The 24,704-nt window shown below is 70.5% G+C and carries 21 protein-coding genes; 17 read left to right on the plus strand and 4 right to left on the minus strand.

Annotated features, from left to right (window positions below; genetic code table 11):
* The first annotated feature begins 140 nt into the window (after window positions 1-140).
* The 12 genes from D7X12_RS20920 (at window position 141) to D7X12_RS20975 (ending at window position 15,407) form a co-directional block, all read left to right on the plus strand.
* Complete coding sequence (locus D7X12_RS20920) at window positions 141-1,136, plus strand: 3-oxoacyl-ACP synthase III family protein (RefSeq protein WP_120627042.1); 996 nt, start codon at window positions 141-143, stop codon at window positions 1,134-1,136.
* 36 nt (window positions 1,137-1,172) lie between these two features.
* Entirely contained in the window at window positions 1,173-2,729 is a 1,557-nt protein-coding gene (locus tag D7X12_RS20925) for an acyl-CoA synthetase (protein ID WP_120627043.1), read from the plus strand.
* A gap of 45 nt (window positions 2,730-2,774) precedes the next feature.
* A complete protein-coding gene (locus D7X12_RS20930; RefSeq protein ID WP_120627044.1) occupies window positions 2,775-3,830 on the plus strand; it encodes an alpha/beta hydrolase in 1,056 nt (351 codons plus the stop codon).
* 117 nt (window positions 3,831-3,947) lie between these two features.
* Entirely contained in the window at window positions 3,948-5,936 is a 1,989-nt protein-coding gene (locus D7X12_RS20935) for an esterase/lipase family protein (protein ID WP_120627045.1), read from the plus strand.
* Between the two features lie 68 nt (window positions 5,937-6,004).
* A complete protein-coding gene (locus D7X12_RS20940) occupies window positions 6,005-7,516 on the plus strand; it encodes an acyl-CoA synthetase (protein WP_120627046.1) in 1,512 nt (503 codons plus the stop codon).
* A gap of 169 nt (window positions 7,517-7,685) precedes the next feature.
* Window positions 7,686-8,423 carry a response regulator transcription factor gene (locus tag D7X12_RS20945; protein ID WP_120627047.1) on the plus strand — a complete coding sequence of 246 codons (738 nt, stop codon included), beginning with the start codon at window positions 7,686-7,688 and terminating at the stop codon, window positions 8,421-8,423.
* Window positions 8,420-9,865 carry a sensor histidine kinase gene (locus tag D7X12_RS20950; RefSeq protein WP_120627048.1) on the plus strand — a complete coding sequence of 482 codons (1,446 nt, stop codon included), beginning with the start codon at window positions 8,420-8,422 and terminating at the stop codon, window positions 9,863-9,865. The genes D7X12_RS20945 and D7X12_RS20950 overlap by 4 nt, the downstream gene beginning before the upstream one ends.
* Window positions 9,866-9,929: 64 nt before the next feature.
* Window positions 9,930-11,255, plus strand: a complete 1,326-nt coding sequence (locus D7X12_RS20955; RefSeq protein ID WP_244224675.1) for an efflux RND transporter periplasmic adaptor subunit — start codon at window positions 9,930-9,932, stop codon at window positions 11,253-11,255.
* Window positions 11,256-11,292: 37 nt separating this feature from the next.
* The gene (locus D7X12_RS20960) at window positions 11,293-12,042 is read left to right on the plus strand and encodes an ABC transporter ATP-binding protein (RefSeq protein ID WP_120627050.1); all 750 of its coding nucleotides are present in this window, start codon (window positions 11,293-11,295) and stop codon (window positions 12,040-12,042) included.
* On the plus strand, window positions 12,039-13,271 hold the full coding sequence (locus tag D7X12_RS20965; protein ID WP_120627051.1) for an ABC transporter permease: 1,233 nt from the start codon (window positions 12,039-12,041) through the stop codon (window positions 13,269-13,271). The genes D7X12_RS20960 and D7X12_RS20965 overlap by 4 nt, the downstream gene beginning before the upstream one ends.
* Window positions 13,271-14,695, plus strand: a complete 1,425-nt coding sequence (locus D7X12_RS20970; RefSeq protein ID WP_120627052.1) for a TolC family protein — start codon at window positions 13,271-13,273, stop codon at window positions 14,693-14,695. The genes D7X12_RS20965 and D7X12_RS20970 overlap by 1 nt, the downstream gene beginning before the upstream one ends.
* 346 nt (window positions 14,696-15,041) lie before the next feature.
* Window positions 15,042-15,407, plus strand: coding sequence for a helix-turn-helix transcriptional regulator (locus D7X12_RS20975; RefSeq protein ID WP_120627053.1), 366 nt, complete (start codon window positions 15,042-15,044; stop codon window positions 15,405-15,407).
* Between the two features lie 49 nt (window positions 15,408-15,456).
* On the opposite strand, the gene D7X12_RS20980 is transcribed toward D7X12_RS20975, so the two are convergent.
* From D7X12_RS20980 to D7X12_RS20995, 4 genes are read right to left on the minus strand one after another with little or no spacing between them, the layout of a single operon-like run.
* Entirely contained in the window at window positions 15,457-16,986 is a 1,530-nt protein-coding gene (locus D7X12_RS20980) for a response regulator (RefSeq protein WP_120627054.1), read from the minus strand.
* Window positions 16,979-19,027, minus strand: a complete 2,049-nt coding sequence (locus D7X12_RS20985; protein ID WP_120627055.1) for a hybrid sensor histidine kinase/response regulator — start codon at window positions 19,025-19,027, stop codon at window positions 16,979-16,981. The genes D7X12_RS20980 and D7X12_RS20985 overlap by 8 nt, the downstream gene beginning before the upstream one ends.
* Entirely contained in the window at window positions 19,024-19,728 is a 705-nt protein-coding gene (locus D7X12_RS20990; protein WP_120627056.1) for a hypothetical protein, read from the minus strand. The genes D7X12_RS20985 and D7X12_RS20990 overlap by 4 nt, the downstream gene beginning before the upstream one ends.
* Window positions 19,729-19,732: 4 nt before the next feature.
* On the minus strand, window positions 19,733-20,299 hold the full coding sequence (locus D7X12_RS20995; RefSeq protein WP_244224673.1) for a cobalamin B12-binding domain-containing protein: 567 nt from the start codon (window positions 20,297-20,299) through the stop codon (window positions 19,733-19,735).
* Between the two features lie 273 nt (window positions 20,300-20,572).
* Here D7X12_RS20995 and D7X12_RS21000 point away from each other — a divergent pair, with 273 nt between their 5' ends.
* The 5 genes from D7X12_RS21000 to D7X12_RS21020 form a co-directional block, all read left to right on the plus strand.
* On the plus strand, window positions 20,573-21,313 hold the full coding sequence (locus D7X12_RS21000; RefSeq protein ID WP_244224674.1) for a hypothetical protein: 741 nt from the start codon (window positions 20,573-20,575) through the stop codon (window positions 21,311-21,313).
* Window positions 21,314-21,337: 24 nt separating this feature from the next.
* Complete coding sequence (locus tag D7X12_RS21005; protein WP_120627058.1) at window positions 21,338-21,895, plus strand: hypothetical protein; 558 nt, start codon at window positions 21,338-21,340, stop codon at window positions 21,893-21,895.
* Between the two features lie 158 nt (window positions 21,896-22,053).
* On the plus strand, window positions 22,054-22,533 hold the full coding sequence (locus tag D7X12_RS21010; protein ID WP_120627061.1) for an RNA polymerase sigma factor: 480 nt from the start codon (window positions 22,054-22,056) through the stop codon (window positions 22,531-22,533).
* The gene (locus tag D7X12_RS21015) at window positions 22,530-23,393 is read left to right on the plus strand and encodes an ActD-like protein (protein WP_120627059.1); all 864 of its coding nucleotides are present in this window, start codon (window positions 22,530-22,532) and stop codon (window positions 23,391-23,393) included. Before D7X12_RS21010 ends, D7X12_RS21015 begins: the two co-directional genes overlap by 4 nt.
* Window positions 23,390-24,704: caspase family protein (locus tag D7X12_RS21020; protein ID WP_147443756.1), on the plus strand; the 1,315-nt coding region annotated here is incomplete at its 3' end. The genes D7X12_RS21015 and D7X12_RS21020, both read left to right, overlap by 4 nt.

Genomic DNA, 24,704 nt, shown 5'->3' on the forward strand with positions numbered 1-24,704 from the left:
TGGGAGCGCGACGTTCCGGCGGGGTTCTCCTTCGTCGCGCGCACGCTGGATGAAGCCCTGCGCGCGCACGGCCGGCCCAGCGTGGGCTTCGACCTCGCGGTGGCGCCGGGCGCGATGGGGCCCGGAGCTGAAACACCCCCATGCGCTACGCGAACATCCTGTCCACCGGTCGCTACGTCCCCGAGAAGCTGCTCACCAACGCCGACGTGGAGGCCATCCTCGGCGAGAAGGTGGACGAGTGGCTCCAGCAGAACGTGGGCATCAAGCAGCGCCACGTGATGGCGGACGACCAGGCCACCAGTGACCTGGCCGTCGCCGCCGCGAAGGAGGCCCTGGCCCGCGCGAAGGTGGACCCCAAGGACCTGGACCTGGTGCTCGTGGCCAGCGACACGCCGGACTACCTGAGCCCCGGCACGTCGTCGGTGGTGCAGGCGAAGCTGGGCGCGGTCAACGCGGGCACCTACGACATCAACGCGGCGTGCGCGGGCTGGGTGACGGCGCTGGACGTGGCGTCGAAGACGATTTCGGCGGACGACAGCTACCAGCGCATCCTGGTGGTGGGCGCCTACGGGATGACCCGGTACGTGAACTGGAAGGACAAGAAGACCTGCACGCTGTTCGCGGATGGCGCGGGCGCGGTGGTGCTGGGCGCGTCCGACAAGCCGGGCTTCCTGGGCGCGAAGCTCCTGGCCAACGGCGAGTACCACGACGCGCTGGGCATCTACACGGGCGGCACGAACCGGCCCGCCACGGCGGAGACGCTTGCGCTCACCGACGGCAAGCCCGCGGTGCAGTTCGTGCGCAAGTTCCCCTCCACGTTCAACACCGAGCGTTGGCCCATCCTGCTGGACACGCTGCTCAAGCGCGCGGACCAGACGCTGGATGACGTGAAGCTGTTCGTCTTCACGCAGCTGAACCTGCGCACCATCGAAGCCACCATGAAGGCGCTCAACCAGCCCATGGCCAAGGCGCACTACACGATGGACAAGTGGGGCTACACGGGCTCCGCCTGCATCCCGATGACGCTCGACGACGCGGTGGTGCAGGGCAAGGTGAAGAAGGGCGACCTGGTCGCCTTCTGCGCCAGCGGCGGCGGCCTGGCGATGGCGTCCGCGCTCTACCGCTGGACGGCGTAGTCCCCCCACCCGCGGTCCCGCCAGGAGGCGTTGCGCATGTTCATCGGAGACTGGATGGGGCGGGGCGCCCTCTACTGGCCGGAAGCGGTGGCCGTGGTGGACGTGGCCCGGAAGGACGCGGGCCGCTTCACCTACCGGCAGATGAACGCGCGCGCCACGGCGCTCGCGGGCTGGCTGCGGGACGTGGCCGGCGTGCAGCGCGGGGACCGGGTGGGCATCGTCGCGCTCAACGGCGTGGAGCACCTGGACCTGCTCTTCGCGTGCGGGAAGCTGGGCGCCATCTTCGTGCCCTACAACTGGCGGCTGCACGCGGCGGAGCTGGTGGAGGGCGTGCGCTCCATCCGCCCGCGCGTGCTGCTGTTCGGGGATGACTTCCGGGACGCGGCGGCCCAGGTGCGCGAGCACGTGGGCGACAGCCTCCGGCTCGTGTCCCTGGATGCGCAGGGGCTGCCGGGCGCGGATGCGTACGCGACGGCGCTTCAGCACGTGCCCTCAGGGCCGGTGACGAACGAGGCGGTGTCCGAGGAGGACATCCTCTGCCTCATCTTCACCGGCGGCACCACCGGGCGGTCCAAGGGCGCGAAGGTGTCCTACCGCATGGTGGCGTGGAACACGCTCAACACGCTGGTGCATGAGATCCGCCAGGGCGACGTGACGGTGACGCACACGCCGCTGTTCCACACCGGCGGGCTGCTCGTGTACACGCTGCCGCTGCTCACCGTGGGCGGCACCGTGGTGCTGATGCGGCGGTGGGATGCGGATGAGATGCTGGGGCTGGTGGCGAAGGAGAAGGTGACGCTCTTCTTCGCGGTGCCCACGCAGTACCAGCAGTTGATGGACTCGCCGCGCTGGCGCGGGACGGACTTCTCCTCCGTGCGCTTCGTGACGAGCGGCGGGGCGCCCCTGCCGGTGCCGCTGCTCCAGGCGTGGCAGGCGGTGCACCCGGTGCCCTTCAAGCAGGGCTTCGGGATGACGGAGTTCGGCCCGGGCATCTTCAGCATGGGCCCGGAGTTCGCGGTGTCGAAGGCGGGCTCCATCGGGCGGCCCAACTACTTCATCGACGCGAAGCTGGTGGATGACGCGGGGCAGGCCGTGCCCGTGGGCGGGGTGGGGGAGCTGGTGCTGAAGGGGCCCTCCATGTGCTCGGGCTACTTCGAGGACGAGACTGGCACGGCGGAGGCCATCGACGCGGACGGCTGGTTCCACACCGGGGACCTGGCGCGGGTGGACGCGGAGGGGTTCTTCACCATCGCGGGCCGCAAGAAGGACATGTTCATCTCCGGTGGGGAGAACGTGTACCCGCTGGAGCTGGAGTCGGTGCTCTACGAACACCCCGCCGTGCAGCAGTGCGCGGTGGTGGGCGTGCCGGACGCGAAGTGGGGCGAGGCGGGCCGGGCCTTCGTGGTGCTCAAGGCGGACGCGCAGGCTACGGCGGACGCGCTGCTGGAGCACCTGCGGGGCCGCGTGGCTCGCTTCAAGGTCCCCAAGCGGGTGGAGCTGGTGAAGGCCCTGCCGGTGTCGCCGGCCGGGAAGATCCTCAAGCGCGAGCTGCGCGAGGCGGCCATCGCCGCCGACGCGCGCGACGCTTCGTGACGCACGGTTTTTCCTCTCTCACGCAACGCAACCAGGAGCGCGCACATGGCTGACACTTCCAGGAAGGTCGAGACTCGGGACGTCCCCACGAAGCGGCTCAGGGTGCGCGCGCGGTTCGTGGGCGAGGAGGGCTTTCCGGTCATCTTCGTGCACGGCAACTGTTCCTCGTCCGTGTTCTTCGCGTCGCTGATGAAGACGCTGCCGGCGGGCTTCCGGGGCATCGCGCCGGACATGCGCGGCTACGGGGAGACGGAGCCGAAGACCATCGACGCGACGCGCGGCATGCGCGACTTCGCCGACGATCTGGTGGCGCTGATGGACGCGCTGTCGCTGAAGCGGGCGGTGTTCGTGGCGCACTCGGCGGGCGCGGGCATGGTGATGCAGCTGTCGCTGGACCACCCGGAGCGCGTGGCGGGCATCGTGGTGGAAGCGCCGCTGTCTCCCTATGGCTTCGGTGGCACGAAGGACGCGAACGGCACGCCGTGCTGGGCGGACTACGCGGGCTCCGGCGGCGGCACCGCCAACCCGGACTTCGTGCAGCGGCTGAAGTCGAAGGACCGCTCCACGGAGACGCCCACGTCGCCGCGCAACGTGATGAACGGCTGCTACGTGAAGCCGCCCTTCCGGCACCCGGACGAGGAGCTGCTGCTGGACTCGGTGCTGAACACGCACGTGTCGGATGAGCTGTACCCGGGCAACTTCACGAAGTCCGACAACTGGCCGGGCGTGGCGCCGGGCACCACGGGCATGAACAACGCCATGGCGCCGCGCTACTACAACACGTCCTCCTTCGCGTCCCTGAAGAACGGGCCGGACGTGCTGTGGATCCGCGGCGCGGATGACGCCATCGTCTCCGACACGTCGCTGTTCGACTTCGGCTTCCTGGGCAAGCTGGGCGCGGTGCCCGGCTGGCCCGGGGAGGAGCAGTACCCGCCGCAGCCGATGGTGTCGCAGATGCGCGCCGTGATGGAGCGCTACGCCGCCAACGGAGGTCGCTTCCGCGAGGTCGTCCTCCAGGACACGGGCCACAGCCCGCACCTGGAGAAGACGCCGGAGTTCGAAGCCCTGCTCACGCCCTTCCTGCAGGAGCACTCCCGCTAGTTCCCGCTGTCGTCTTCCCCTGCGCGCGGTGAGGCGCTGGGGGCTGCCGGGACGACCCCGGTCGCCCTTGGCGCGCCCGCGCGGAGGTCTGTCGCCTTCACCCCAACGGAGGTCCGCATGCGAAGCACCTGGACGTTGTCGCTCACGGCCGCATTGCTGATGGCAGGTTGCGGGGCAGAACCGCCCACGGAGGCGCCTCCGGTACAGGAGGCCATCGCCACGGCGGAGGCTCCGCTGGACGCGGACCTGGCGCCGTACTTCGACGCCATCCCCACCTTCACCGGCAACTACCGGGTGGTGGGCACGCTGACGCCGCCCTCGTGGTCCTGGGGGCAGATTGAGTTGCTGGAAGGCAAGCAGCGCTTCCGCACGGAGTACTACAACCCGCGCACGCTGAAGCTGCGTGCCTACGACACGTACCAGTCCAGCGAATACCCGCTGAAGACGTACTTCGGTTCGCTGAACCAGCAGCTGGTGGACGCGTTCAACCTCCACTACGGGAACAGCTGTGCCACCTCGGCGACGGGGGCTGCCTGCCCCACGCCCGGCCCCACCAAACCGGAGGCGCGCTTCGTCCTGCTGCACAAGGGGCGGGCCACCGCGGCGCGCACCTGTAACGTCAATCTGACGCCGACGCTGCTGGTGCACGGCGCCATCCAGGACGCGAACGTGTGGCTGTTCCCCAACGGCAACAACGGTTCGGGCGGCACCTACGGCAGCGCGGCGCAGCTGACGGGCATGGTGCAGGACCTGGAGTCGAAGGGCCGCTGCGTGTACGCGGTGACGTTCGGCTCGTTCCACGGCGACAACTTCAACCACGCCATCCACGTGGCCAACGCCGTCCAGCGCATCAAGGCGCTGCACACGGGCGTGGCGCGGGTGGACGTGGTGGCGTGGAGCAAGGGCGTGCTGGCGGTGGATCCGTGGATGGCGAACGCGGCGACGTGGGGCGGCTTCAGCACGACGCGCTTCTTCGAGCGTCTGGCCAAGGAGCAGGCGTCGCAGGTGCCGGCGTATAACGACTCGGTGCGCGTGTACGTGCCGCTGTCCGGCCCGCACAAGGGCATCGACCTGAACTTCCGCCACCCCATCCACACGCTGACCATCGCGAGCACGGCCTCCAACGCGCCGGTGGGCCGTGGCCCGATGCCGTGGACGTACTTCTCCGCGTTCCAGTGCGTGACGTTTGGATATGACGTGCCCTGGTTCAAGAATCCCTACGCGGAGAGCGTGTGCGCGGGTTCTGGCGGCACGTGGCCGGACTACTTCCGCCGCATCTACCTGTCGAACATCACGGGCCTGTCCAGCACGGGCACGCCGGTGTCCAGCAGCACGCTGCAGACGCTGAACACGAACCAGGGGCTGTCCGCTTCGTCGTTCAAGTTCGACGACTACAACATGAGCCTCTTCGGCGCGGTGAACGACAGCGGCAAGTTCGTCACGGCGTACCCGGGCCAGTTGCAGGCGGCGTATGACCTGCGCGGCACGTACCCCATCCCGGACCGCAGCGCGTCCGCGTGGGACAGCGTGGATCCGAACGAGAACCGCTACTTCCCGTGGATGGACACGAAGCTCATCTACAACCCGCTCAACCCGTTCATCGCCGCGGGCTACATGGACGCGACGGATCACCGCGTGTGCCGCACCACCGCGTATGACCCGGCGGGCTCGCCGTGCTTCGCGTACCACGCGTACAACACGAACCAGAACGCGGAGGCGTACAACTTCTCCAACTACGCGAAGTACCGCATCATGCACGGCCTGGGCATGGCCACGGCGATGGAGATGGGCGGCAAGTTCATCACCCGCCTGGCGGAGCACGGCCTGGATACGCGCCTGCCCTCCCTCTACGTGCTCTACGGCACGGCGGCCGGTGCGCAGCCGTACGAGACGGACGGCATGACGTCCACGACGTCCGCGCCGCGCGGCGACGGCGTGCTCTTCGAGGCGAGCATCGCGGCGGTGACCCAGCTCACGCAGGGCTGGACCGCGACGAAGAAGACCGCGGACGCGAAGCAGGAGGGCATGGCCTATGACCACCTGAGCATGGGCATCACCCCGGCCGTGTGGAACAAGATCTCCGCGCACTTCGTTTCGCGGGACTGATGTGAGGTAGGAAAAGGGGCACGGGCGCACCTTCGCGCCCGTGCTTCTTCACTGGCAGGCAGGCCCTCATGCCCATCGTCCATGACTGGCTGGCCCGGCGGGCGTCGCTCGCCCCGGAGCGCACGGCGCTCATCGACGCACTCCATGGCGGACGGCGCATCTCGTGGCGCGAGTGGAACGCCACGGCCCATCAGACCGCGCTGCTGTTGCTGGACCTGGATGTGAACCCCGGCGACCGCGTCACGGTGCTCGCGCACAATGGCGTGGAGACGCTGGACCTGCTGTTCGCCTGCGCCAAGCGCGGCGCCGTGCTCCAGCCCCTCAACTGGCGCCTGGGCGTGGAGGAGCTGCACGGGCTGCTCGCCGACGTGGAACCTCGCGCCGTGTTCTTCGGCCCGCAGTTCCGCGCGCAGGTGGACGTGCTGCGCTCCCGGGTGCCCGGCGTCGCCCACTGGATTCCCCTCTTGGATCCGCTCCCCGGCGAGCGCCCCTTCGCCTCCCGCGAAGCCCTCACCGGCGTGCTCCCTGGCATCGACGTGGAGACCGACTCTCCGTGGGTGCTGTGCTCCACCGGGGGAAGCACCGGTGTGCCGAAGTCCGCCGTGCTCACGCATGGCTCGCTCACCGTCAACGCCGCGAACACCGTGGTGAGCTGGGGCCTCACCCAGGATGACGTGGCGCTGCTCAACGCGCCCCTGTTCCACACCGGCGGCCTCAACGTGTTCACCCTGCCCCTGGTGTACGTGGGCGGCGCGTCCGTCGTGTGCCGGGGCTTCGACGTGGAGCAGGCCTTCGACCTCATCGACTCGGGCACCGTCAGCGTCGTCTTCGGCGTGCCCACCATGTTCATCGAGATGCAGCGCCACTCGCGCTTCGACGCGGTGGACTTCTCCCACCTCAAGCTGCTCATCAGCGGCGGCGCCCCCTGTCCCGCCCCCGTCTTCGAGCGCTTCTTCGCCCGGGGCATCCCCTTCCGCAACGGCTATGGCCTCACCGAAGCCGGCCCCAACAACTTCTTCCTCCCCGCCCACGCCGTGCGCTCCCACGCGGGCTTCGTCGGCGTGCCCCTGTTCCACGTCGAGGCGCGCATCGACGGCGAGCAGCACCCCGGTGACGTGGGCGAACTTCTGCTGCGCGGCCCCCACCTGTCCGCCGGCTACTGGCGCCGCCCGGAAGAGACCGCGCGCGCCTTCGCGGACGGCTGGCTCCACACCGGCGACCTCGCCTCCCGCGACGCCCAGGGCTTCTTCCGCATCGAGGGCCGGCGCAAGGACCTCATCATCTCCGGCGGCGAGAACATCCACCCCGCGGAGGTGGAGAGCGTCCTCGCGGCCCACCCCGACGTCGCCGAGGTCGCCGTCATCGGCGTGGCCGACCCGAAGTGGGGGGAGACGCCCCGCGCCCTCGTCGTCCCCAGGCCGGGCACCGAGCCTGACCTCACGTCCCTCCTGGCCTTCTGTGAGGGCCGCCTTGCCCGCTACAAGCAGCCGCGCACGCTGCGCCTCCTCACCGCCCTGCCTCGCACCCCCGCGGGCAAGGTGGACCGGCGGGCGCTCGCCCTGTCGCACGGCGACGCGTGAATCCCGGCCCCTGGGCCGCCGTCTCCTCACCGCGGGACGCGTCGTGGAACCGGCCAGCGCCCGCCTGCATGTCCGTCCGGACATGATTCCGTAATATTTCGTCATGAACCGGTAGCCCCCCGGAAATATGGGGGTGAGAGGTTGACCGCACCTCGCGGAGACCCGACCCATGGAGACGACCCCCCGCCCCACCCCCGTGGAAGAAGCCACCATCCAGGTGCTGCTCGTCGAGGACGACGAACGCCTGGCCCGGCTCACCGCGCGCTATCTCCAGGAGCACGGCATCATCGTCACCGTCTCCGCGTCCGGCACCGACGCGCTGGCGCAGACGTCCCGCCACACCTACGACGTCATCCTGCTGGACCTGATGCTCCCCGGCCGCGACGGGCTGGAGGTGTGCCGCGAGCTGCGCACCCGCACCGACGTGCCCATCATCATGCTCACCGCGCGCGGCGAGGAGGCGGACCGCGTGCTGGGCCTGGAGTCCGGCGCGGACGACTACCTGCCCAAGCCCTACTCGTCCCGTGAGCTGCTCGCGCGCATCCGCGCCCAGGTGCGCCGCGCCCGGGGCAAGGCGGGCCCCACCAGCCACCCCGTGCACGCGGGCCGGCTCGTGCTGGACCCCCGCAGCCTGAGCGCGACCCTGGACGGCAAGCTGCTGTCCCTCACCACCTACGAGTTCAGCCTGCTGCGCGTGCTCGCCGAACGCGTGGGCCGCGTCCTCAGCCGGGAGCAGCTGCTCGACCTGGTGAAGGGCAGCGCGGACGAAGTGTTCGACCGCTCCGTGGACGTGCACATCTTCCGCCTGCGCCAGAAGCTGGAGGTGGACCCGCGCAACCCGCGCCTGCTCAAGACGGTCCGCGGTGCCGGCTACATGCTGGCCACCGAGTCCGAGGCGGAGTCGTGAAGAAGCCCCGTCGCTTCTTCCGCCTGCCCACCGGACTGCTCGCGCGCATCTACCTGGTGGGCGTCATCCAGGTGGTGCTCATCGCCATCGCGCTCATGCTCGCGCGCGACCTCTTGCGCAACGAGGCCTGGCGCAACCGCTTCGACAGCGAGCTGTCCTACTTCGTCGACGAGTGGTCCGCCCTGCGCGACGACCCGGCCGCGCTCCAGGCCTCGCTCGAGCGCGCCCAGCAGCGCATGGGCATGCGCGTCACCTTCCGGAGCGCGGACGGGCAGCTGCTCGGCAACACCCGCCCGGAGCCCGAGCCCGCGCTCAGCGCCGAGGAGTTGCAGGTCACCGCGCGCGTCACCCGCAAGGGCGCGCCCGGGGGCATTCCCGGCCGGGGTGGACCGGGCCGCCTGCTGGTGGTGAGCCCCTTCCCGGGCACGCCCCAGGTCTACGCCGCCGTGTACCTGCCCCCACCGCCTCCCTCTCCCGACGGCGAGCGGCAGACGGCCATCATCGTGGGGCTCGTGCTGGCGTGCACCGCCATCACCTCCGTCATCTTCGCGCGCACGCTCGCGGGGCCGCTGGAGAAGCTGGCCGCCGCGGCCCGGGCCTTTGGCGCGGGACGGCTGGACGTGCGCGCGGGCCTGCACCGCAACGACGAGCTGGGGCTCGTGTCGGAGGCCTTCGACGAGATGGCGGGCCGCATCACCCAGCTCTTGCGCTCGCAGAAGGAGCTGCTCGCCAACGTGTCCCACGAGCTGCGCACGCCGCTGTCGCGGATCCGCGTGGCGCTGGACCTGGCCGCGGAAGGTGACGCGCAGACCGCGCGCGAGCTGCTCCCCGACATCACCGAGGACCTGGCGGAGCTGGAGCGCCTGGTGCAGGACGTGCTCACCACGTCGCGCCTGGAGCTGGTGACGGAGGGCGCCAGCGGCGCGACGCCGCCCCTGCGCCTGGAGCACGTGGACGCGAACGCGCTGGTGGAGAAGGCCGCCGCCCGCTTCCGCACCGCGCGCCCGAAGCACCGGCTGGAGGTCCAGGTGGACGGCGTGCTCCCCGGGCTGGAGGCGGACCCCGTCCTCCTGCGGCGCGTGCTGGACAACCTGCTGGACAACGCGGGGAAGTATTCGGAACCCGGCACCACCGTGAGGCTGCTCGCCCGGGCCGAGGGCAGCGGGCTCCAGCTGGAGGTCCGCGACGAGGGCATCGGCATCGACGCGGAGGACCTGGCGCGCGTGGGCACGCCGTTCTTCCGCACCGACCGCAGCCGCGCCCGCACCACGGGCGGCGTGGGCCTGGGGCTGGCGCTGGTGCGCCGCATCGTCGCCGCGCACGGAGGCCGCCTGACGCTGGAGAGCCAGCCGGGCGTGGGCACCACCGCGCGCCTCCTGCTGCCGGCCACGGGAGCGGCGGACACGCCGGATGGCCGCCTCGTCGCCGGTCATCTTTCGTAATAGAGACGAGATTCGTCGAAACAATCCAAAACGTACAACAAGGGGCATGAAGGCCTTGAGCGAGATGCCGCGGGAAGCGCCGACCCTGGCGCCGGTGCCATTGGATGAGGACGAGGTTCGCAAGCGCCGCATGCCGCGTTGGGCGTGGGTGGTGGGCGTCCTGGTGGTGGCCGCGCTGGTGGTGTTCTGGCGCGTGCGGGCCGCGCGGCAGGCGGACGTCATCACCTACGAGACGACCCCCGCGGAGGCCCGGAAGCTGATGGCCAAGGTGACGGCCACCGGCACCGTGGCGGCGCTGGTGACGGTGCAGGTCGGCAGCCAGGTGTCGGGGCGCATCCAGGAGCTGTTCGTCGACTACAACTCCCAGGTGAAGAAGGGGCAGGTCATCGCCCGCATCGACCCGCAGCTGGTGCAGGCGGCGCTGGACCGGGCGAAGGCGAACATGATGGCCGCGCGCGCGAACCTCCAGAAGGCGCGCGTCAACGCGGACGTGGCGAAGAAGCAGGCCGCGCGTTCCAAGGAGCTGCGCGCCCAGCAGTTCATCTCCCAGTCGGAGCTGGAGACGGCCGAGTCCGCCGCCGCCAGCGGGCAGGCGGAGGTGACGGCCGCGGAGGGCTCCGTGGCCCAGGCGCAGGCCGCGCTCAACGAGGCGGAGGTCAACCTCAAGTACACGACCATCGTGTCGCCCACCGACGGCATCGTCATCTCGCGCAGTGTGGACGTGGGCCAGACGGTGGCCGCGTCCCTCCAGGCCCCCGTGCTCTTCACCATCGCGGAGGACCTGCGCAAGATGCAGATCAACACCAGCGTGTCCGAAGCGGACGTGGGCAAGCTGCAGCCCGGCATGAAGGCGTCCTTCACCGTGGATGCCTATCCCGGTGAAAACTTCCAGGGCGTCATCCGGCAGATCCGCAACGAGGCCATCACGGTGCAGAACGTGGTGACCTACCTGGCCATCCTCGACGTGCCCAACCCGGAGCTCAAGCTGAAGCCGGGCATGACGGCCAACGTCACCATCGTCACCCAGGAGAAGGACCAGGCGCTCTCCGTGCCCAACACCGCCCTGCGCTTCCGGCCCGCGCCCCCGCCGGGTGCTCCCGCGCAGCCCGTGCCCCCGGCCACGAAGGGCACCCGCACCGTCTACGTGCTGCGCCGCCAGGAGGGGGAGAAGCCCCAGCCCGCCGCCGTGAGCGTGCGCACCGGCATGACGGACGGCACGTACACGGAGGTGGTGGAGGGCGAGCTGAAAGCCGGCGACCGCGTCATCACCGCGGCGAATTCACCGGCGGGCAGCACGCCGCCGCCCTCCACGCCCGCGGGCGCCAGCCCCCTGGGTGGTGGTGGTGGCGGACGCGGCGGTGGCGGCGGCATGCGGCGCGGTGGGTTCTAGTCACTCGCAGCCAGCGCAGGGGAAGGAGGAGAGGCACATGGACGCTCAGACAACGAAGGCGCCACCGGTCGTGCAGCTCCGGGGCGTGAGCAAGATCTACAAGACGGGCGACGTGGAGGTGCGGGCCCTGCGCGGCGTGGACTTCACGGTGGAGCCGGGCGAGTTCGTCTCCATCATGGGCTCCAGCGGTTCGGGCAAGTCCACGCTGATGAACATCCTGGGCTGCCTGGACCGGCCCACCGCGGGCGAGTACCTGCTCCAGGGGCGGGACGTGGCCCGGTTGGACCGCGACGGGCTGGCGCGCGTGCGCAACCGCACCCTGGGCTTCGTCTTCCAGAGCTTCAACCTGCTGGCGCGCACCACGGCGCTGGAGAACGTGGAGCTGCCCATGCTGTACGCGGGCGTCCCGTCCAAGGAGCGGCGCCAGCGCGCGAAGGAGGCCCTGGAGCGCGTGGGGCTGGGGGCCCGCCTGGACCACCACCCCAAGCAGCTCTCCGGTGGTCAGCAGCAGCGCGTGGCCATCGCGCGGGCGCTGGTGGGCCGGCCTCGCGTCATCCTCGCGGACGAGCCCACGGGCAACCTGGACTCGCGCACCACGGTGGAGGTGATGGCGCTGTTCCAGCAGCTGCAGAAGGAGGGGCTGACGCTGGTGCTGGTGACGCACGAGCCGGACGTGGCGGAGTTCACGCAGCGGGTGGTGGTGGTGAAGGACGGGCGCATCGTGAAGGACCAACGGCAGGTGCCGCAGCCGGCGGTGGTCCCGGCGGAAGACGAGGTGGGGACATGAGCCTGCTGGAGACACTCGTGCTGGCGCTGCGCGCGCTCTTGCGCTCCAAGACGCGCTCGGTGCTCACCGCGCTGGGCATCATCATCGGCGTGGGCGCGGTCATCGCCATGGTGGCCATTGGCGACGGCGCGAAGGCCAGCGTGCAGAAGGTCTTCGACGCCATGGGCACCAACATGCTCATCATCCTGCCGGGCTCGTCCCGCTCCGGCGGCGCGCGCGGCGGCTTCGGCAGCCAGCCCACCATCACCTGGGATGACCTGGAGGCCATCCGCACGCAGCTGCCCAGCGTGCGCGGCGCGGCGCCGGAGATGCGCTCCAACGCGCAGGTGTTCTCCGAGGACCAGAACTGGAACACCAGCATCATCGGCACGACGACCGACTACTTCATCGTGCGCAGCTGGACCATGGCGCAGGGCGCGCGCTTCACGGACGCGGACAACGAGGCGGGCGCGAAGGTGGCCGTGATGGGCCAGACGGTGGTGGACAACCTGTACGGCAAGGGCTTCAACCCGGTGGGCCAGGTCATCCGCATCAACAAGACGCCCTTCACCGTGGTGGGCGTCACGGCGCCCAAGGGCCAGTCCCCGGTGGGCCAGGACTTCGACAACACGGTGTTCGTGCCGGCCACCACGTTCCGCCGGCAGGTGCAGGCCCAGAGCCTGGGCACGTTCATCACCGGCGCCGTGTTCGTGCAGGCCGCGTCCGGGGACCTGACGGCCAAGGCGCAGGCGGACGTGACGCAGCTGCTGCGCGAGCGCCACCGGCTGGGGGAGGACGACGCGAACGACTTCGACGTGCGCAACCTGGCGGAGGTGGCCAGCGGTCAGCAGCAGAGCACGGAGACGCTGAGCCTGCTGCTCGCGGCCATCGCGGCGGTGTCGCTGGTGGTGGGCGGCATCGGCATCATGAACATCATGCTGGTGAGCGTCACCGAACGGACGCGCGAGATTGGCGTGCGCGTGGCGGTGGGCGCCCGGCCGCGCGACATCCTGGCGCAGTTCCTCATCGAGGCGCTGACGCTGGCGGTGCTGGGCGGAATCATTGGCGCGGCGGTGGGCCTGGGCGTGGCGAAGCTGCTGGCCGCGCAGTTCGGCTGGCCCATGCTGGTGCGCCCGGACGTGGCCCTGCTGGCCATTGGTTTCAGCGGTCTGGTGGGTGTCGTCTTCGGCCTGTACCCGGCGCGCAAGGCGAGCCTGTTGGATCCCATTGATGCCCTGAGGTACGAGTGATGCGCGCGCTTCCGTTGACGCTCTCCCTGTGGGTGCTGCCCGTGGTCGCCAGCGCCCAGGCTCCCCAGGCTCCATCGCCCCAGGCTCCGGCGCCCCAGGCTCCGGCCCCTGCCACCACGCCTCCCGCGGTGCAGCAGTCCCTGTCGGTGGCGGCCTCCGAGGGGCGCGTCATCTCCCTGGCGGAAGCGGAGGCCGCGGCGCGCGAGCACCAGCCCACGCTGCGCTCGGCGCAGGCCGGCACGGATGCGGCGCGCGCGCGGGTGGACCAGTCCTTCTCCGGCTTCCTGCCCCAGGTGAACGCCAACGCCAGCTACACCGTGGGCACCAGCAACCGGGACGTCATCCAGGCGGTGCCGGGCAGCCCCACCGGCGTGGTGTCCAACTCCACGCGGCGCTTCAGCGGCAGCGTCAGCGCCAACCAGCTCCTCTACGACTTCGGCCGCACGTCCGGGCGCTACAACGCGTCCAAGGAGAGCGCGGGCGCGCAGGAGAACTCGCAGCAGCAGGTGCTCCAGGACGTGTTGCGCGATGTGCGCACCGCGTACTTCAACGTCCTCACGCAGAAGGCGCTGCTGGGCGTGGCGCGCGAGACGCTCCAGAGCGAGGAGGCCCGGCTGGGGCAGGTGAACGCGTCCGTGCAGGTGGGCACCCGCCCTGAAATCGACCTGCTCCAGCAGCGCACGGCGAGGGCCAACGCGCAGGTGCAGCTCATCCGCGCGCAGAACGCCTACGCCACCGCCAAGGCGCAGCTCAACCAGACCATGGGCGTGGAGACGTCCACCGACTACACCGTGCAGGACGTGGCGGTGGCGGCCATCACGGGCGAGGACGAGGCGCTGGACGCGCTGGTGCTGCGCGCGCTGGAGTCCCGCCCGGACGTCGCCGCGCGCGAGCGGCAGGTGCGCGCGCAGGAGCTCCAGGTGAAGGTGACGAAGGGCGGCCACTGGCCCAGCCTCAACGCCACCGGCAGCGCGTCCGACGTGGGGGAGAACCCCTTCAACGGCGCGACGCTGAGCGTGGCGGGCGGGCTGTCGCTGAACTGGGCGCTGTTCCAGGGCGGGCTCGTCAACGCACAGACGCGCGAGGCCAACGCCAACCTGCGCGACCTCCAGGCGCAGAAGGACACGCTGCGCCAGCAGGTGCGGCTCCAGGTGGAGCAGGCCCGGCTCAACGTCGTGGCCAACCGCGAGGCGCTCACCGCCGCGGACGAAGCGCAGGTGAACGCGCGCGAGCGGCTGCGGCTGGCCGAAGGGCGCTACCGCGCCGGCGTGGGCAACATCATCGAGGTCAGCGACGCGCAGGTGGCCTTCACCAACGCCGCGGCCCAGCAGGTGCAGGCGACGTACGCGCTGGCCACCTCGCGCGCGGAGCTGGCGCGGTCCCTGGGCACCCTGGAACTCAGCACGGTGGCCTCCGCGCGGTAGTCCTGGAGAGCCGTGTTCTGGGCTGGCTCCAAAACATGAGCCAACCCGGAAGGGTGGCAGTGGCGGCAGGACGCCGGAACACCGTAGGAAACGGCGCCTCCAACGTCCTGGGTCACCTCCCGACAAGCTCGAAAAAGCGTGTGGCTGGACCCGAAGCGGGGCATTCTCCGAGGGCGCTCCGTCTCAGAAGCGGCCCAGGTGTCGGGGTTGCCCGGACTCCGAAAGTCCACCTCCCGCGCAGCGACCCTATGGGTGAACAATGGGAGGCTGACCCGGCAAGTTCTGTCTGTCTGCCTCTATACGTCCTATGCCGTCGGCCAAACGTTTCGGGTCGGCAAGCAAAGGCATGGACAAGAAACTCGCAACCACCATCGGCGCATCCGCACGGGTCGCCCGGGGCCGCATGGAGCTGACGCAGGCCGACGTGGCCGAGCGGATCGACGTGGCCACGGAAGTCTATGGCCGCCTGGAACGAGGCGGCATGCTCCCCAGCGTCCAGACCCTGTTGAAGCTGTGCCACGAGCTGCACGTCTCCGCGGATGAGCTGCTGGGCCTGGCGGCGCAGGGCACTCCCGCGTCCCGTACCCACGAAGCCCCTCCGCCCACGCCCGAGCGCCCGGAAGTGCGCCGGCTGCTGCGCAGCGTGCGTCAGCTGGACCCCGCCCAGGTGAAGCTGCTGGGGCTGGTGGCCAATGCGCTGACGCGGCGGTAGTCCGCGCGCACTCGCGCAGGCCACCGCTTCTTTTTTCCGTCCTTCTGCTTCAGAGGTTCGACAGGACGCGATCCAGGTCGGCGGGCCGCACCGGCTTGGTGAGGTGCAGGTCGAACCCGGCCTTCAGGGCCCGCTCGTAGGCCTCCGGCTCGCCATGGCCGGTGAGCGCCACCAGCCGCAGGTGCTGGCCCACCCCGGCGCGCAGCGCGGCCGCCACCTGGTAGCCGTCCACCCCGGGCAACCCGATGTCCACCAGCGCCAGGTCCGGCGCGTGCTCCAGCGCCAGCGCCACGCCCTGCACGCCGTCCGGGGCCACCGCCACCTGGTGCCCCCACAGCTCCAGCAGGTCGCGCATGGACTGACGCGCGTCCGAGTTGTCCTCCACCAGGAGGATGCGCCGCGCCCGCCGTGCGTCCAGCATGGTGTGGCTCGCGAGTTGGGGGACGCGCTCCGGAGGCAACAGCGGCAGCCTCACCACGAACTCGCTGCCCGCCCCGTAGCCGTCGCTCAGCGCCTCCACGCTGCCGCCGTGCATCCGCACCAGCGTGCGCACCAGCGTGAGCCCGATGCCCAGCCCCCCGCGGGAGCGCTCCAGGGACGTGTCCGCCTGGGCGAACAGTTCGAAGACGGCGGGCAGCTTCTCCGGCGGGATGCCGATGCCGGTGTCCTTCACCCGGAGCACCGCCTGCGCGGCGCCGTCCACGCCCTCCTGGAACAGGTCCACCGTCACGGTGCCCTGGTCCGTGTACTTGGCCGCGTTGTCCAGCAGGTTGGTGAAGACCTGCTCCAGCCGCGTGGCGTCCGCCTCCATCCACAGCGACGTGCGCGGCAGGCGGACCTCCAGCTTCAGGCCCCGGCCCTCCACGCGCGGCCGCAGGATGGAGAGCACCTGCTGGAAGCTCTCCACCAGGTCCAGCGGCTCCTTGCGCAGCTCCACCTTGCCGCGGGTGATGCGGCTGACGTCCAGCAGGTCATCCACCAGCCGCGCCAGGTGGTGCGTCTGGCGCTGGATGATGCCGTGCATCCGCGCCTCGCGCGTGTCCGTGGGCGCCTTGCGCTCCAGGATGCCAATGGAGGTCATGATGGCGGCCAGCGGGTTTCTCAGCTCGTGGCCCAGCATGGCGAGGAACTCGTCCTTGCGCCGGTCCATTTCAATCAGCTGATCCGTGCGCAGGCGCGCCTGCTGCTCCGCGTGGCGCAGCCGCAACAGCGAGCGCACCGTGGCGATGAGCTCCGACGGCTCATAGGGCTGGGTGAGGTACGCGTCCGCGCCGCCCTCCAAGCCCTGCACCTTCTTGTCCGGCGTGATGAACGTCGCGGACGTGTGCATCACCGCGATGGCGGCCGTCGCCGCGTTGGCGCGCAGCCGGGCGCAGACCTCATAGCCGCTGATGTCCGGCAGCTTCACGTCCAGGACGATGACGTCCGGGCGGTGCTTCTCCGCGAGGAGGAGCGCCGCCATGCCGGTGGCGGCCTCCAGCACGTGGTAGCCGGACATCTCCAGGATGCGGTTGACGAGATACCGGTTGGCATCGTCGTCGTTCACATTGAGGACGGTGGCCAGACGCTGTTCAGCCACGCGGGTTGACCTCCCGCAGGTCCCGCGTGCCCAGCCCCGCCTTGGTCAGCGCGTCGCGGATGCGCGTGATGGCCACCTCGCGGCTGAGCGTGTGCTTGGCGAGGATGGCGGACGTCTCCCGCGACAGCCGCTGGCGCTCCGACTCCTGCAGTTGGTGGGACGTGTGCAGGATGATGGGGATGTCGCGCGTGCGCGGGTCCGACTTCAATTCGTCCAGCACGTCGAAGGCGGTGATGTCCGGCAGGACGAAGTCCAGGAAGATGAGGTGCGGGGACCGCTCGCGCGCGAGCCGCACGCCCTCACGGCCGCTGGCGGCCTCCAGCAGCTGGTAGGGCGTGTCCTTGAGCAGCTGCTTGAGCAGGTAGCGGTGCACGTCGTCGTCGTCGATGATGAGCAGCCGCTCCACCGGCCCGGTGCGCGCCAGGGACGACAGCTTCTTCTGCAGGCGCACCTCGTCCACCGGCTTGAGCCAGAACTCGTCCGCGCCCAGCGCTCTCGCCTTCTGCTCGCGGTCCGTCACGGTGACGACGAGGATGGGGATGTCGCGCGTCTGCTCTCCGTTCTTCATCTCCGCGAGGAAGTTCCAGCTCGTCTCGCCCTCCAGCATCACGTCCAGCACCATGGCGGCCGGACGCACGCGCTGCATCACCTTGCGCGCGTCCTCCACGGTGCGCACGGGCAGCACCTGGAAGCCGGAGCGCGCCAGGTACTTCTCGTAGAGGAACAGCGTCTGGCGGTCGTCCTCCAGCACCAGCACCGGCGCGCGCGAGGGGTCCAGCGTCTGGTTGCGCTGGACGAGCCCCGTCATCTCCGCGACCTCCACGTGGACGCGCGGCAGGATGATGGTGAAGGTGGAGCCTTCGCCCAGCGTGCTCCTCATGGACAGGGTGCCGCCCAACAGCTCCGTCAGCTTGCGCGCCAGCGGCAGGCCCAGGCCGGTGCCCTTCACGCGGCGCTGCAGGTGGCTGTCCACCTGGATGAACTCCTCGAAGACGCGCTCGTGGTTCTCCGGCGCGATGCCGATGCCCGTGTCCTTCACGGTGAACACCACCGTGTCGTGCGGGCCGGGGGCCACCGTCACCGTGACGGAGCCGGCCTCCGTGAACTTCACCGCGTTGGAGACCAGGTTGCGCACCACCTGGCTGAGCTTGGCCTCGTCCGTCTCCATCTCCATGGGCTCGACGGGCCCCTCGAAGTTGAGGGCCACCTTGGAGTCTGGCGGGAGCAGCGGCCGCGTCATCCCGCGCAGCGCGCTCAGGAAGTCGGACACCACGAAGCGGCTGTGACGCAAGAGCGTCTTGCCCGACTCCACCTTGGACAAATCCAGCAGGTCGTTGACCAGCTCGAAGAGGGACTCGGCGGAGCTGCGGATGAACTGGACCTGCTTCTCCTGCTCCGGCGCGAGCGAGCCGTTGAGCGGGTTGAGCAGCACCTTGGACAGCCCGAGGATGGAGTGCAGCGGCGTGCGGAACTCGTGGCTGACGTTGGCCACCACGCGGCTCTTGATCTCCGAGGCGCGCTGGAGGCTCTCCGCCTTCTCATCCAGGGCGGCGTGCAGGCTCCTGACGCCCTTGTTGGACTCCTCCAGCTCCCGGTTGAGCCGCGCCAGCTCCTCCGCGCGGCGCTTGAGCTCGTACTGCTGGCGCTCCGTCTCGCGGTGCAGCGCGGACAGCTCTCCCAGGGTGGTGCTCACCTGCGACAGCGCGGCGCCGTAGTCCTCCGGGACCAGGCTGCCCACCAGGGCCACGCCGCCCTCGTGTGGCCGGGCGCGGAAGGCGAAGGTGGTGGGCTTCTGCTCGTGCTGGAGGATGAGCTCCCAGCCGTCCACCGCCTCGTCACACGCCTGCACCAGCAGCTTCTGCACCTTGCTCTCGCTGCCAGCGCTGGCCAGGCTCTGCAGGGTCTGCCCCGGCTTGATGCCCAGCAGGCGCGCGGCGCGCTCGTCGCGCCAGACCACGGTTCCCTGCGCGTCACAGGACAGCGCCAGCTCGCGGCTGAGGGATTCGAAGATCCCCGGGGCGCGGTCATCCAGTTGCATCATGAGTGAAGCTCCTCCCATGAAACGGGCGCACGCGCGAGCAACGACCGTGCCTCCGCGTGCTGGGATTCCAAAGCCGCCAGCAGGGCGCCCAGGAGTTGGGGAAACGTCAGGGGTTCCAGTCCCCGTCGGGGCCAGAAGCCCCCGTACCAGTGAAGGTGGGCCTCCCACAGGTCTGCGCGGTCCAGGGCGAGCGAGTCCGAGAGATAGGACAGGTGGAGGCGCACCTCTTGTTCCAGGGGGAGGCGTTTTTCAGGCATGAGCCCGCTTCCCAGCCGCTGGACCACATCCTGGACGATGGCAGGCACGGCCTCCTCCAACCGCCAGGCGGGACCCACGGTATGCCGCAGGGCCTCGCGGGCGGATTGGACGAAGGTCTGGGGGAGGGTGCCCGGGCCGAAGCCTTCGGCCTGGAGCGCGTGGGCGAGCCCCTCGAAGTGCTGATCCAGGTGGAGCGTGCACATGCCTCGCGTGAAGAGCAGGGTGCGCAGCCAGCGCGCGTAGTTCTCCAGGACGGCGGGGCGGTTGGCGTCGAGCGCCTGGACGAGGTAGCGGATGTGGAACACCGCGTCCTCGTCACCGAAGCGGCGGGCGCGCTGGGCGCCGTAGCGGGCCTCCCAGAAGGGGTCGGCGTACAGGGCCTGGACGGAGGCGGACGCCAGGGAGGAGGTCCGGGCCTCCACTTCACGGCTGACGGACTGCATGGGTTCAGACTCCCAGGGTGCGGCAGGCGGAGGAGACCAGCTCACGCGCGCTCTTGCCGAAGAAGGACACGCCCAGCTCGTCGTGCAGGACGGGGCCCCAGTCGAACGCGAGCCCGCCCACGGCGATGGGCAGGTTCGGGGCGACAGCGCGCACCTTGCTCACGGCGTCGCGCAGCTGGGGCATGTGGAAGGGCATGGTGACGGAGAGGGCCAGCAGGTGCGGGGGCGACTCGCGCACCAGCCGCGCCAGGTGATCCGCGGGGACGTTGGCGCCAATGAAGCGCACGTCGAAGCCCGCCATCTCCAGGAAGTCGCTGGCCATGCGCGCGCCCACCTCGTGCAGCTCCCCCTCCACGCACGCCATCATCACCACCTTGCCGTTGGATGGGTCGCGGGGCAGGTGCCGGTACAGGTGCGCCAGGCAGTACTGCGAGATGGCGGTGGCCATGTGCTCCTGGGCCACGGAGATGCGGTTCTCCTGCCACAGCCGGCCAATCTCGTACTGCGCCGCCTGGATGACCTCCAGGTGCAGGTCCTGGAGCGGCACGCCGCAGAGAAGTCCATCGTCCACCAATAATTTGAGGGCGTCCTGCCGGCTTCCGGCGAGCTGTGCCGCCAGGTACCGCTCCCTCAAGGTGGAAGTGACAGGGGTCGCGTCAATCACGGGATCAGATTGGCCTGAGAACGGGGCAGGGTAGGAGGGAACCTGCATTCGTTAAACCCAGGGTCCAATACTCGCATCAGGAACCCAACACTTGGCGGGCATCCGGCGCGAGCGCCCGCCTTTCTGCTTGCTGGGCCCAGGAAGTGGGGGCTCACGCCAGGGACCAAGGTATGGAGTCGCATGATTCGCCGTTCGTGCGACGTTGAATGGATGCTGCTGCTCTGCCTGGTGACGCTGGCGGGATGCTCGGCTCCTCCCCGGGTGGAAGGGGTCTGGCGCCCCGGCCCTGACGCGTCGCCGGAGCACATCCCCGGTCCCTTGAAGAACTTCGGGCCCTACGCCCTCGCTGCTGACGCTCTGACGGCGGCATGCCCGCTCATCCTCTCCAAGCCCAATGCCACGGTGGTCCACCTGCAGGAGACGCAGCCCGAGGTGGCCCTTCGCTCGGCCACGGAGTACTGCGCCTGGCTCTACGCCACGCCTGACGGACGCTACGAAATGAGCATGTTGTCGGATTCATCCCGGCCGGGGGATTCAGTGCGCGGCATGAGGAGCTGCGCGCTGCCTGCATTCGTGGATGATCCCCGCTACGCGCCCGGCAGCCTCAAGCAGGTCTTCGCGCTGCACAACCACCCGTTCGGGACGCGGCTGTCCGCGGGCGATCTGCGCTTCATCGAGGCGATGGCCAGCGTCCACGACTGGGAGGTGCTGACACGCGAGGGCACCATCCGCCTCTCCCTCATCGCGTTCTTCTCCCGGTCACGGGACGCGAGCGCTCCCACGTGCGACGGCTTCTACCAGTACGTCCCGGTCACTCGGGAGATGATGCTGTGGACGCGGACGGAAGACCGGTGGAAGCAGGAGTCCCACGGCATCGTGACCTGGCTCGATGAGCGGACCTATCGTCTGGATGCGCGGTAGGAAGGCTGCATGCGAGGACGGATCATGTCGCTGAGAGCGGTCGCATTGGTGCTGGGACTGCTGGGATGCGCCCGGAGGCCCGAGCCCCTTTCGACGCCCGTCCTCGACGACCGGACCGTCCACTTCCCCGTTCCCACGAGCTCTGACGTCATCCGGGTCGGAGCGTCCGATGTGCCCGTCATGCTGGATGGCGAGACGCTGCGCGCGCTGATGATCGTCTCGCGGGACCTGTTTCCCATGGGGAGCGCGGCGACTTCCTGTGACAGCCGGCCCGAGTCGCATACGTACCGGGTCCTCCGGCAGGACGGCCTCCTCTTCGTCTACGTGGACGAGGATCCGTCCGCGTGTGGCCGGCGGTTCCCTTCGCTCGATTCCGGTGCGAAGTACGCCTTTCGCTCGGACGGCCACATCCTCCGGCGCGTCGTGGACGGTGTGGACGAGGATGACGACCTGCGAGGCGTGATGCTGCCGGATGGTGGGGTGCAGACCGTGCTCGTGCCTCCTGCGATGGGCGCGCTCCCGACAGACGGCGGCACTTCCACCGGGAGCCTGGATTCCGGACCCAGCCCTTCCGGACGGTGAATGCCAGGGTGGGTGGGTGTGCTCCTCCTCCATCCATCCCGGGCTGCCGCCCTGGCCGGACCCGGGGGAAACAGGGTAGGGACGCCGATTCGGAAGAAAGCCGGTGACAGGTTTCCAGGGCACCGGTGTTTCCCTGGTCCGACCAGGAGGCGTGCCCGGTGTCCGTCGATGTGGAGGCCTACTACCAACGCTACGGCCCCCAGGTGCTCCGGCGCTGCCGCTTCCTGCTGCGCGACGAGGAGCAGGCCGTGGACGCGATGCATGACGTGTTCGTGCAGCTCTTGCGCTACCAGTCCGCCCTCAAGGACACCGCGCCGTCCAGCCTGCTGCATCAGATTGCCACCCGCGTGTGCCTCAACCGCCTTCGCGGCACGAAGCGCCGCCCGGAGGACCGGGATGACGAAATCGTGCTGCGCATCGCCGCCTCCGAGGACCTGGAGGCACGTACGGCCGCCCGGGGCCTGTTGGATCGTCTCTTTGGCCGGGTGCCCGCCTCCAGCCGCGACATCGCCGTGCTCCACCTGGTGGACGGGATGACGCTGGAGGAGACCGCCCGCGAGGTGGGCCTGTCCGTGTCCGGGGTGCGCAAGCGCCTGCGGGCCCTGTCCGCTGTCCTGCAGGAGCTGGAGGCCGCATGACGTCCCCCCACCACACCCCGGACTGGCTGCTGGAACGCATCGCGCTGGGGGAGCTTCCCCCGGACGAGCTCGCCGCGGCCCGCGCCCGCCTCGCCCAGGAGCCCGACGGGCCCTCGCGCCTCGCCGCCCTGGAGGCCGACTCGCGCGCCATCCTCGCCCGGCTGCCCCCGCAGGCCGTCGCGCGCGAGGTGATGGCCCGCGCGGCCCGCCCGGACAGCACTGTCGCCGCGGCCCACGTCGTCGCGGCCCCGCGCCGCGTGGAGGCGTCTCCACCGCGCCCTTCGTGGCGCTTCCTGCCCGTGCTGGTGCCGGTGCTCGCCGCCGCGGCCCTGGTCGTGCTCGTGCGACCTTCGACATCGTCCGACGTGCGGGAGGCGCCAGCCACGTGGGGCACCCCCGGCATCCTGGAGCCCACGCGCAGCAAGGGCCTGCAGCCGCGGCTCGACGTGCACCGCCAGAGCGCCGCCCGCTCCGAGCGCCTCACCGACGGCGCCCCCGCCCGGGCCGGTGACGTGGTGCAGCTCTCCTACACCGCGGTCGGCAAGGCCCACGGCGTCCTGCTCTCCGTGGACGGCCGCGGCGCCGTCACCCAGCACCTGCCAGGCCATGGCGAGGCGGACTCCCAGTCCGCCGTGCTGGAGCGCTCCGGCACGCACCTGCTGCCCCGCGCCTACGAGCTGGACGACGCCCCCGGCTTCGAGCGCTTCTTCTTCATCACCGCCGATGCGCCCTTCGCGCTCGACGGCGTCCTGTCCGCCGCGCGCCTCCTCGCCGCGTCCCCTGACGCGCGCACCGCGCCGCTGCGCCTGCCTCCGGAGCTGGGGCAGACCTCCTTCCTGCTGGAGAAGCCGTCCCCATGAGAGCGCCCGTCGTCCTCCTGCTGCTCTCGTTGTTCGCGGGCCTGCCTGCCCACGCCGAAGCCGTCGCCGTGCGCCGCCTGGCCCTGCTCGTGGGCGTCAATGACGGCGGCCCCGAGCGCGTGCGGCTGCGCTACGCGGACACCGACGCGCGCGCCTTCTCCCAGGTGCTGTCGGAGCTGGGCGGCGTGCTGCCCCAGGACCGCGTGCTGCTCACGGACGTGGACCGCGCGGGTGTCCTGGCCGGCTTCGAGCGCGTGCGCAAGCTGGCGGAAGGCGCGCGCAGCTCCGGGGCCCGGCGCGTGGAGGTGCTGCTGTACTACTCCGGCCACTCGGACGACGAGGGCCTGCTGCTCAAGGGCGAGCGCATGGACTACGGCGAGCTGCGCCGCGCGCTGCAGGGGCTGCCCGCGGACGTGCGCATCGCGGTGCTGGACTCGTGCGCGTCCGGCGCGTTCGCGCGGCGCAAGGGCGGCGTCGCGCGGCCCGCGTTCCTGGTGGACTCCGGCATCCAGGTGAAGGGCCACGCCATCCTCACCTCGTCCAGCGCGGACGAGGCGTCGCAGGAGTCGGACCGGCTGGGCGGCTCGTTCTTCACCCACCACCTGGTGTCCGGCCTGCGCGGCGCCGCGGACGTCACCCACGACGGCCGCGTCACCCTGACGGAGGCGTACCAGTTCGCCTTCCACGAAACGCTCGCGCGCACGGAGCGCACGCAGGGCGGCGCGCAGCACCCCAACTACGACATCGAGCTCGCGGGCACCGGCGACCTGGTGATGACCGACCTGCGCGCCACCACCGCGGGGCTCGTCCTCACGGAGCCCCTGGAGGGCCGGCTGTTCGTGCGCGACGCGGTGGGCACGCTGGTGGTGGAGGTGCAGAAGGCCTCCGGTCGCGCCACCGAGCTGGGGCTCGCCCCCGGCGCCTACCGCGCGCGGCGCGAGCTGGGCGGCAGCGTGTCCGAGACGGCCTTCACGCTGAAGGAGGGCTCGCGCACGGCGCTGTCCCCCGGCGACTTCCTGGGCGTGGGCCGCGAGGCCACGGTGATGCGCGGCGGTGGGGGTGGCCAGGCGCCGCAGCCGGCGCTGTCCCCCGAGGGCCGGAGGCGGCTGCCGGTGAACGTGAGCCTCCTGCCGGGGATGAGCACCAACACGCTCCAGGCGGGCAACGCGTCGGTGGAGAACCGGCTCGCGGTGGGCTTCATCAACGGAGGCACCGCGCTGGGAGGCGGGCTGGCGATGGGGCTTGTGGGCAACGTGTACGACGCGGAGGTGCGGGGCCTGGCGATGTCCCTGGGCTTCAACCATGCGGGCG

The organism is Corallococcus sicarius, from assembly GCF_003611735.1.
In the GTDB taxonomy this organism is placed as follows: Bacteria; Myxococcota; Myxococcia; order Myxococcales; family Myxococcaceae; genus Corallococcus; species Corallococcus sicarius.

Coding starts and splice junctions, on each gene's coding strand:
- D7X12_RS21015 (WP_120627059.1), top strand. CDS start 22,530: ATGACGTCCCCCCACCACACCCCGGACTGGCTGCTGGAACGCATCGCG.
- D7X12_RS20990 (WP_120627056.1), bottom strand. CDS start 19,728: ATGCAGTCCGTCAGCCGTGAAGTGGAGGCCCGGACCTCCTCCCTGGCG.
- D7X12_RS20960 (WP_120627050.1), top strand. CDS start 11,293: ATGGACGCTCAGACAACGAAGGCGCCACCGGTCGTGCAGCTCCGGGGC.
- D7X12_RS21000 (WP_244224674.1), top strand. CDS start 20,573: ATGATTCGCCGTTCGTGCGACGTTGAATGGATGCTGCTGCTCTGCCTG.
- D7X12_RS20935 (WP_120627045.1), top strand. CDS start 3,948: ATGCGAAGCACCTGGACGTTGTCGCTCACGGCCGCATTGCTGATGGCA.
- D7X12_RS20975 (WP_120627053.1), top strand. CDS start 15,042: ATGGACAAGAAACTCGCAACCACCATCGGCGCATCCGCACGGGTCGCC.
- D7X12_RS20945 (WP_120627047.1), top strand. CDS start 7,686: ATGGAGACGACCCCCCGCCCCACCCCCGTGGAAGAAGCCACCATCCAG.
- D7X12_RS20965 (WP_120627051.1), top strand. CDS start 12,039: ATGAGCCTGCTGGAGACACTCGTGCTGGCGCTGCGCGCGCTCTTGCGC.
- D7X12_RS20955 (WP_244224675.1), top strand. CDS start 9,930: ATGCCGCGGGAAGCGCCGACCCTGGCGCCGGTGCCATTGGATGAGGAC.
- D7X12_RS20930 (WP_120627044.1), top strand. CDS start 2,775: ATGGCTGACACTTCCAGGAAGGTCGAGACTCGGGACGTCCCCACGAAG.
- D7X12_RS20925 (WP_120627043.1), top strand. CDS start 1,173: ATGTTCATCGGAGACTGGATGGGGCGGGGCGCCCTCTACTGGCCGGAA.
- D7X12_RS21005 (WP_120627058.1), top strand. CDS start 21,338: ATGTCGCTGAGAGCGGTCGCATTGGTGCTGGGACTGCTGGGATGCGCC.
- D7X12_RS20940 (WP_120627046.1), top strand. CDS start 6,005: ATGCCCATCGTCCATGACTGGCTGGCCCGGCGGGCGTCGCTCGCCCCG.
- D7X12_RS20970 (WP_120627052.1), top strand. CDS start 13,271: ATGCGCGCGCTTCCGTTGACGCTCTCCCTGTGGGTGCTGCCCGTGGTC.
- D7X12_RS20920 (WP_120627042.1), top strand. CDS start 141: ATGCGCTACGCGAACATCCTGTCCACCGGTCGCTACGTCCCCGAGAAG.
- D7X12_RS20985 (WP_120627055.1), bottom strand. CDS start 19,027: ATGATGCAACTGGATGACCGCGCCCCGGGGATCTTCGAATCCCTCAGC.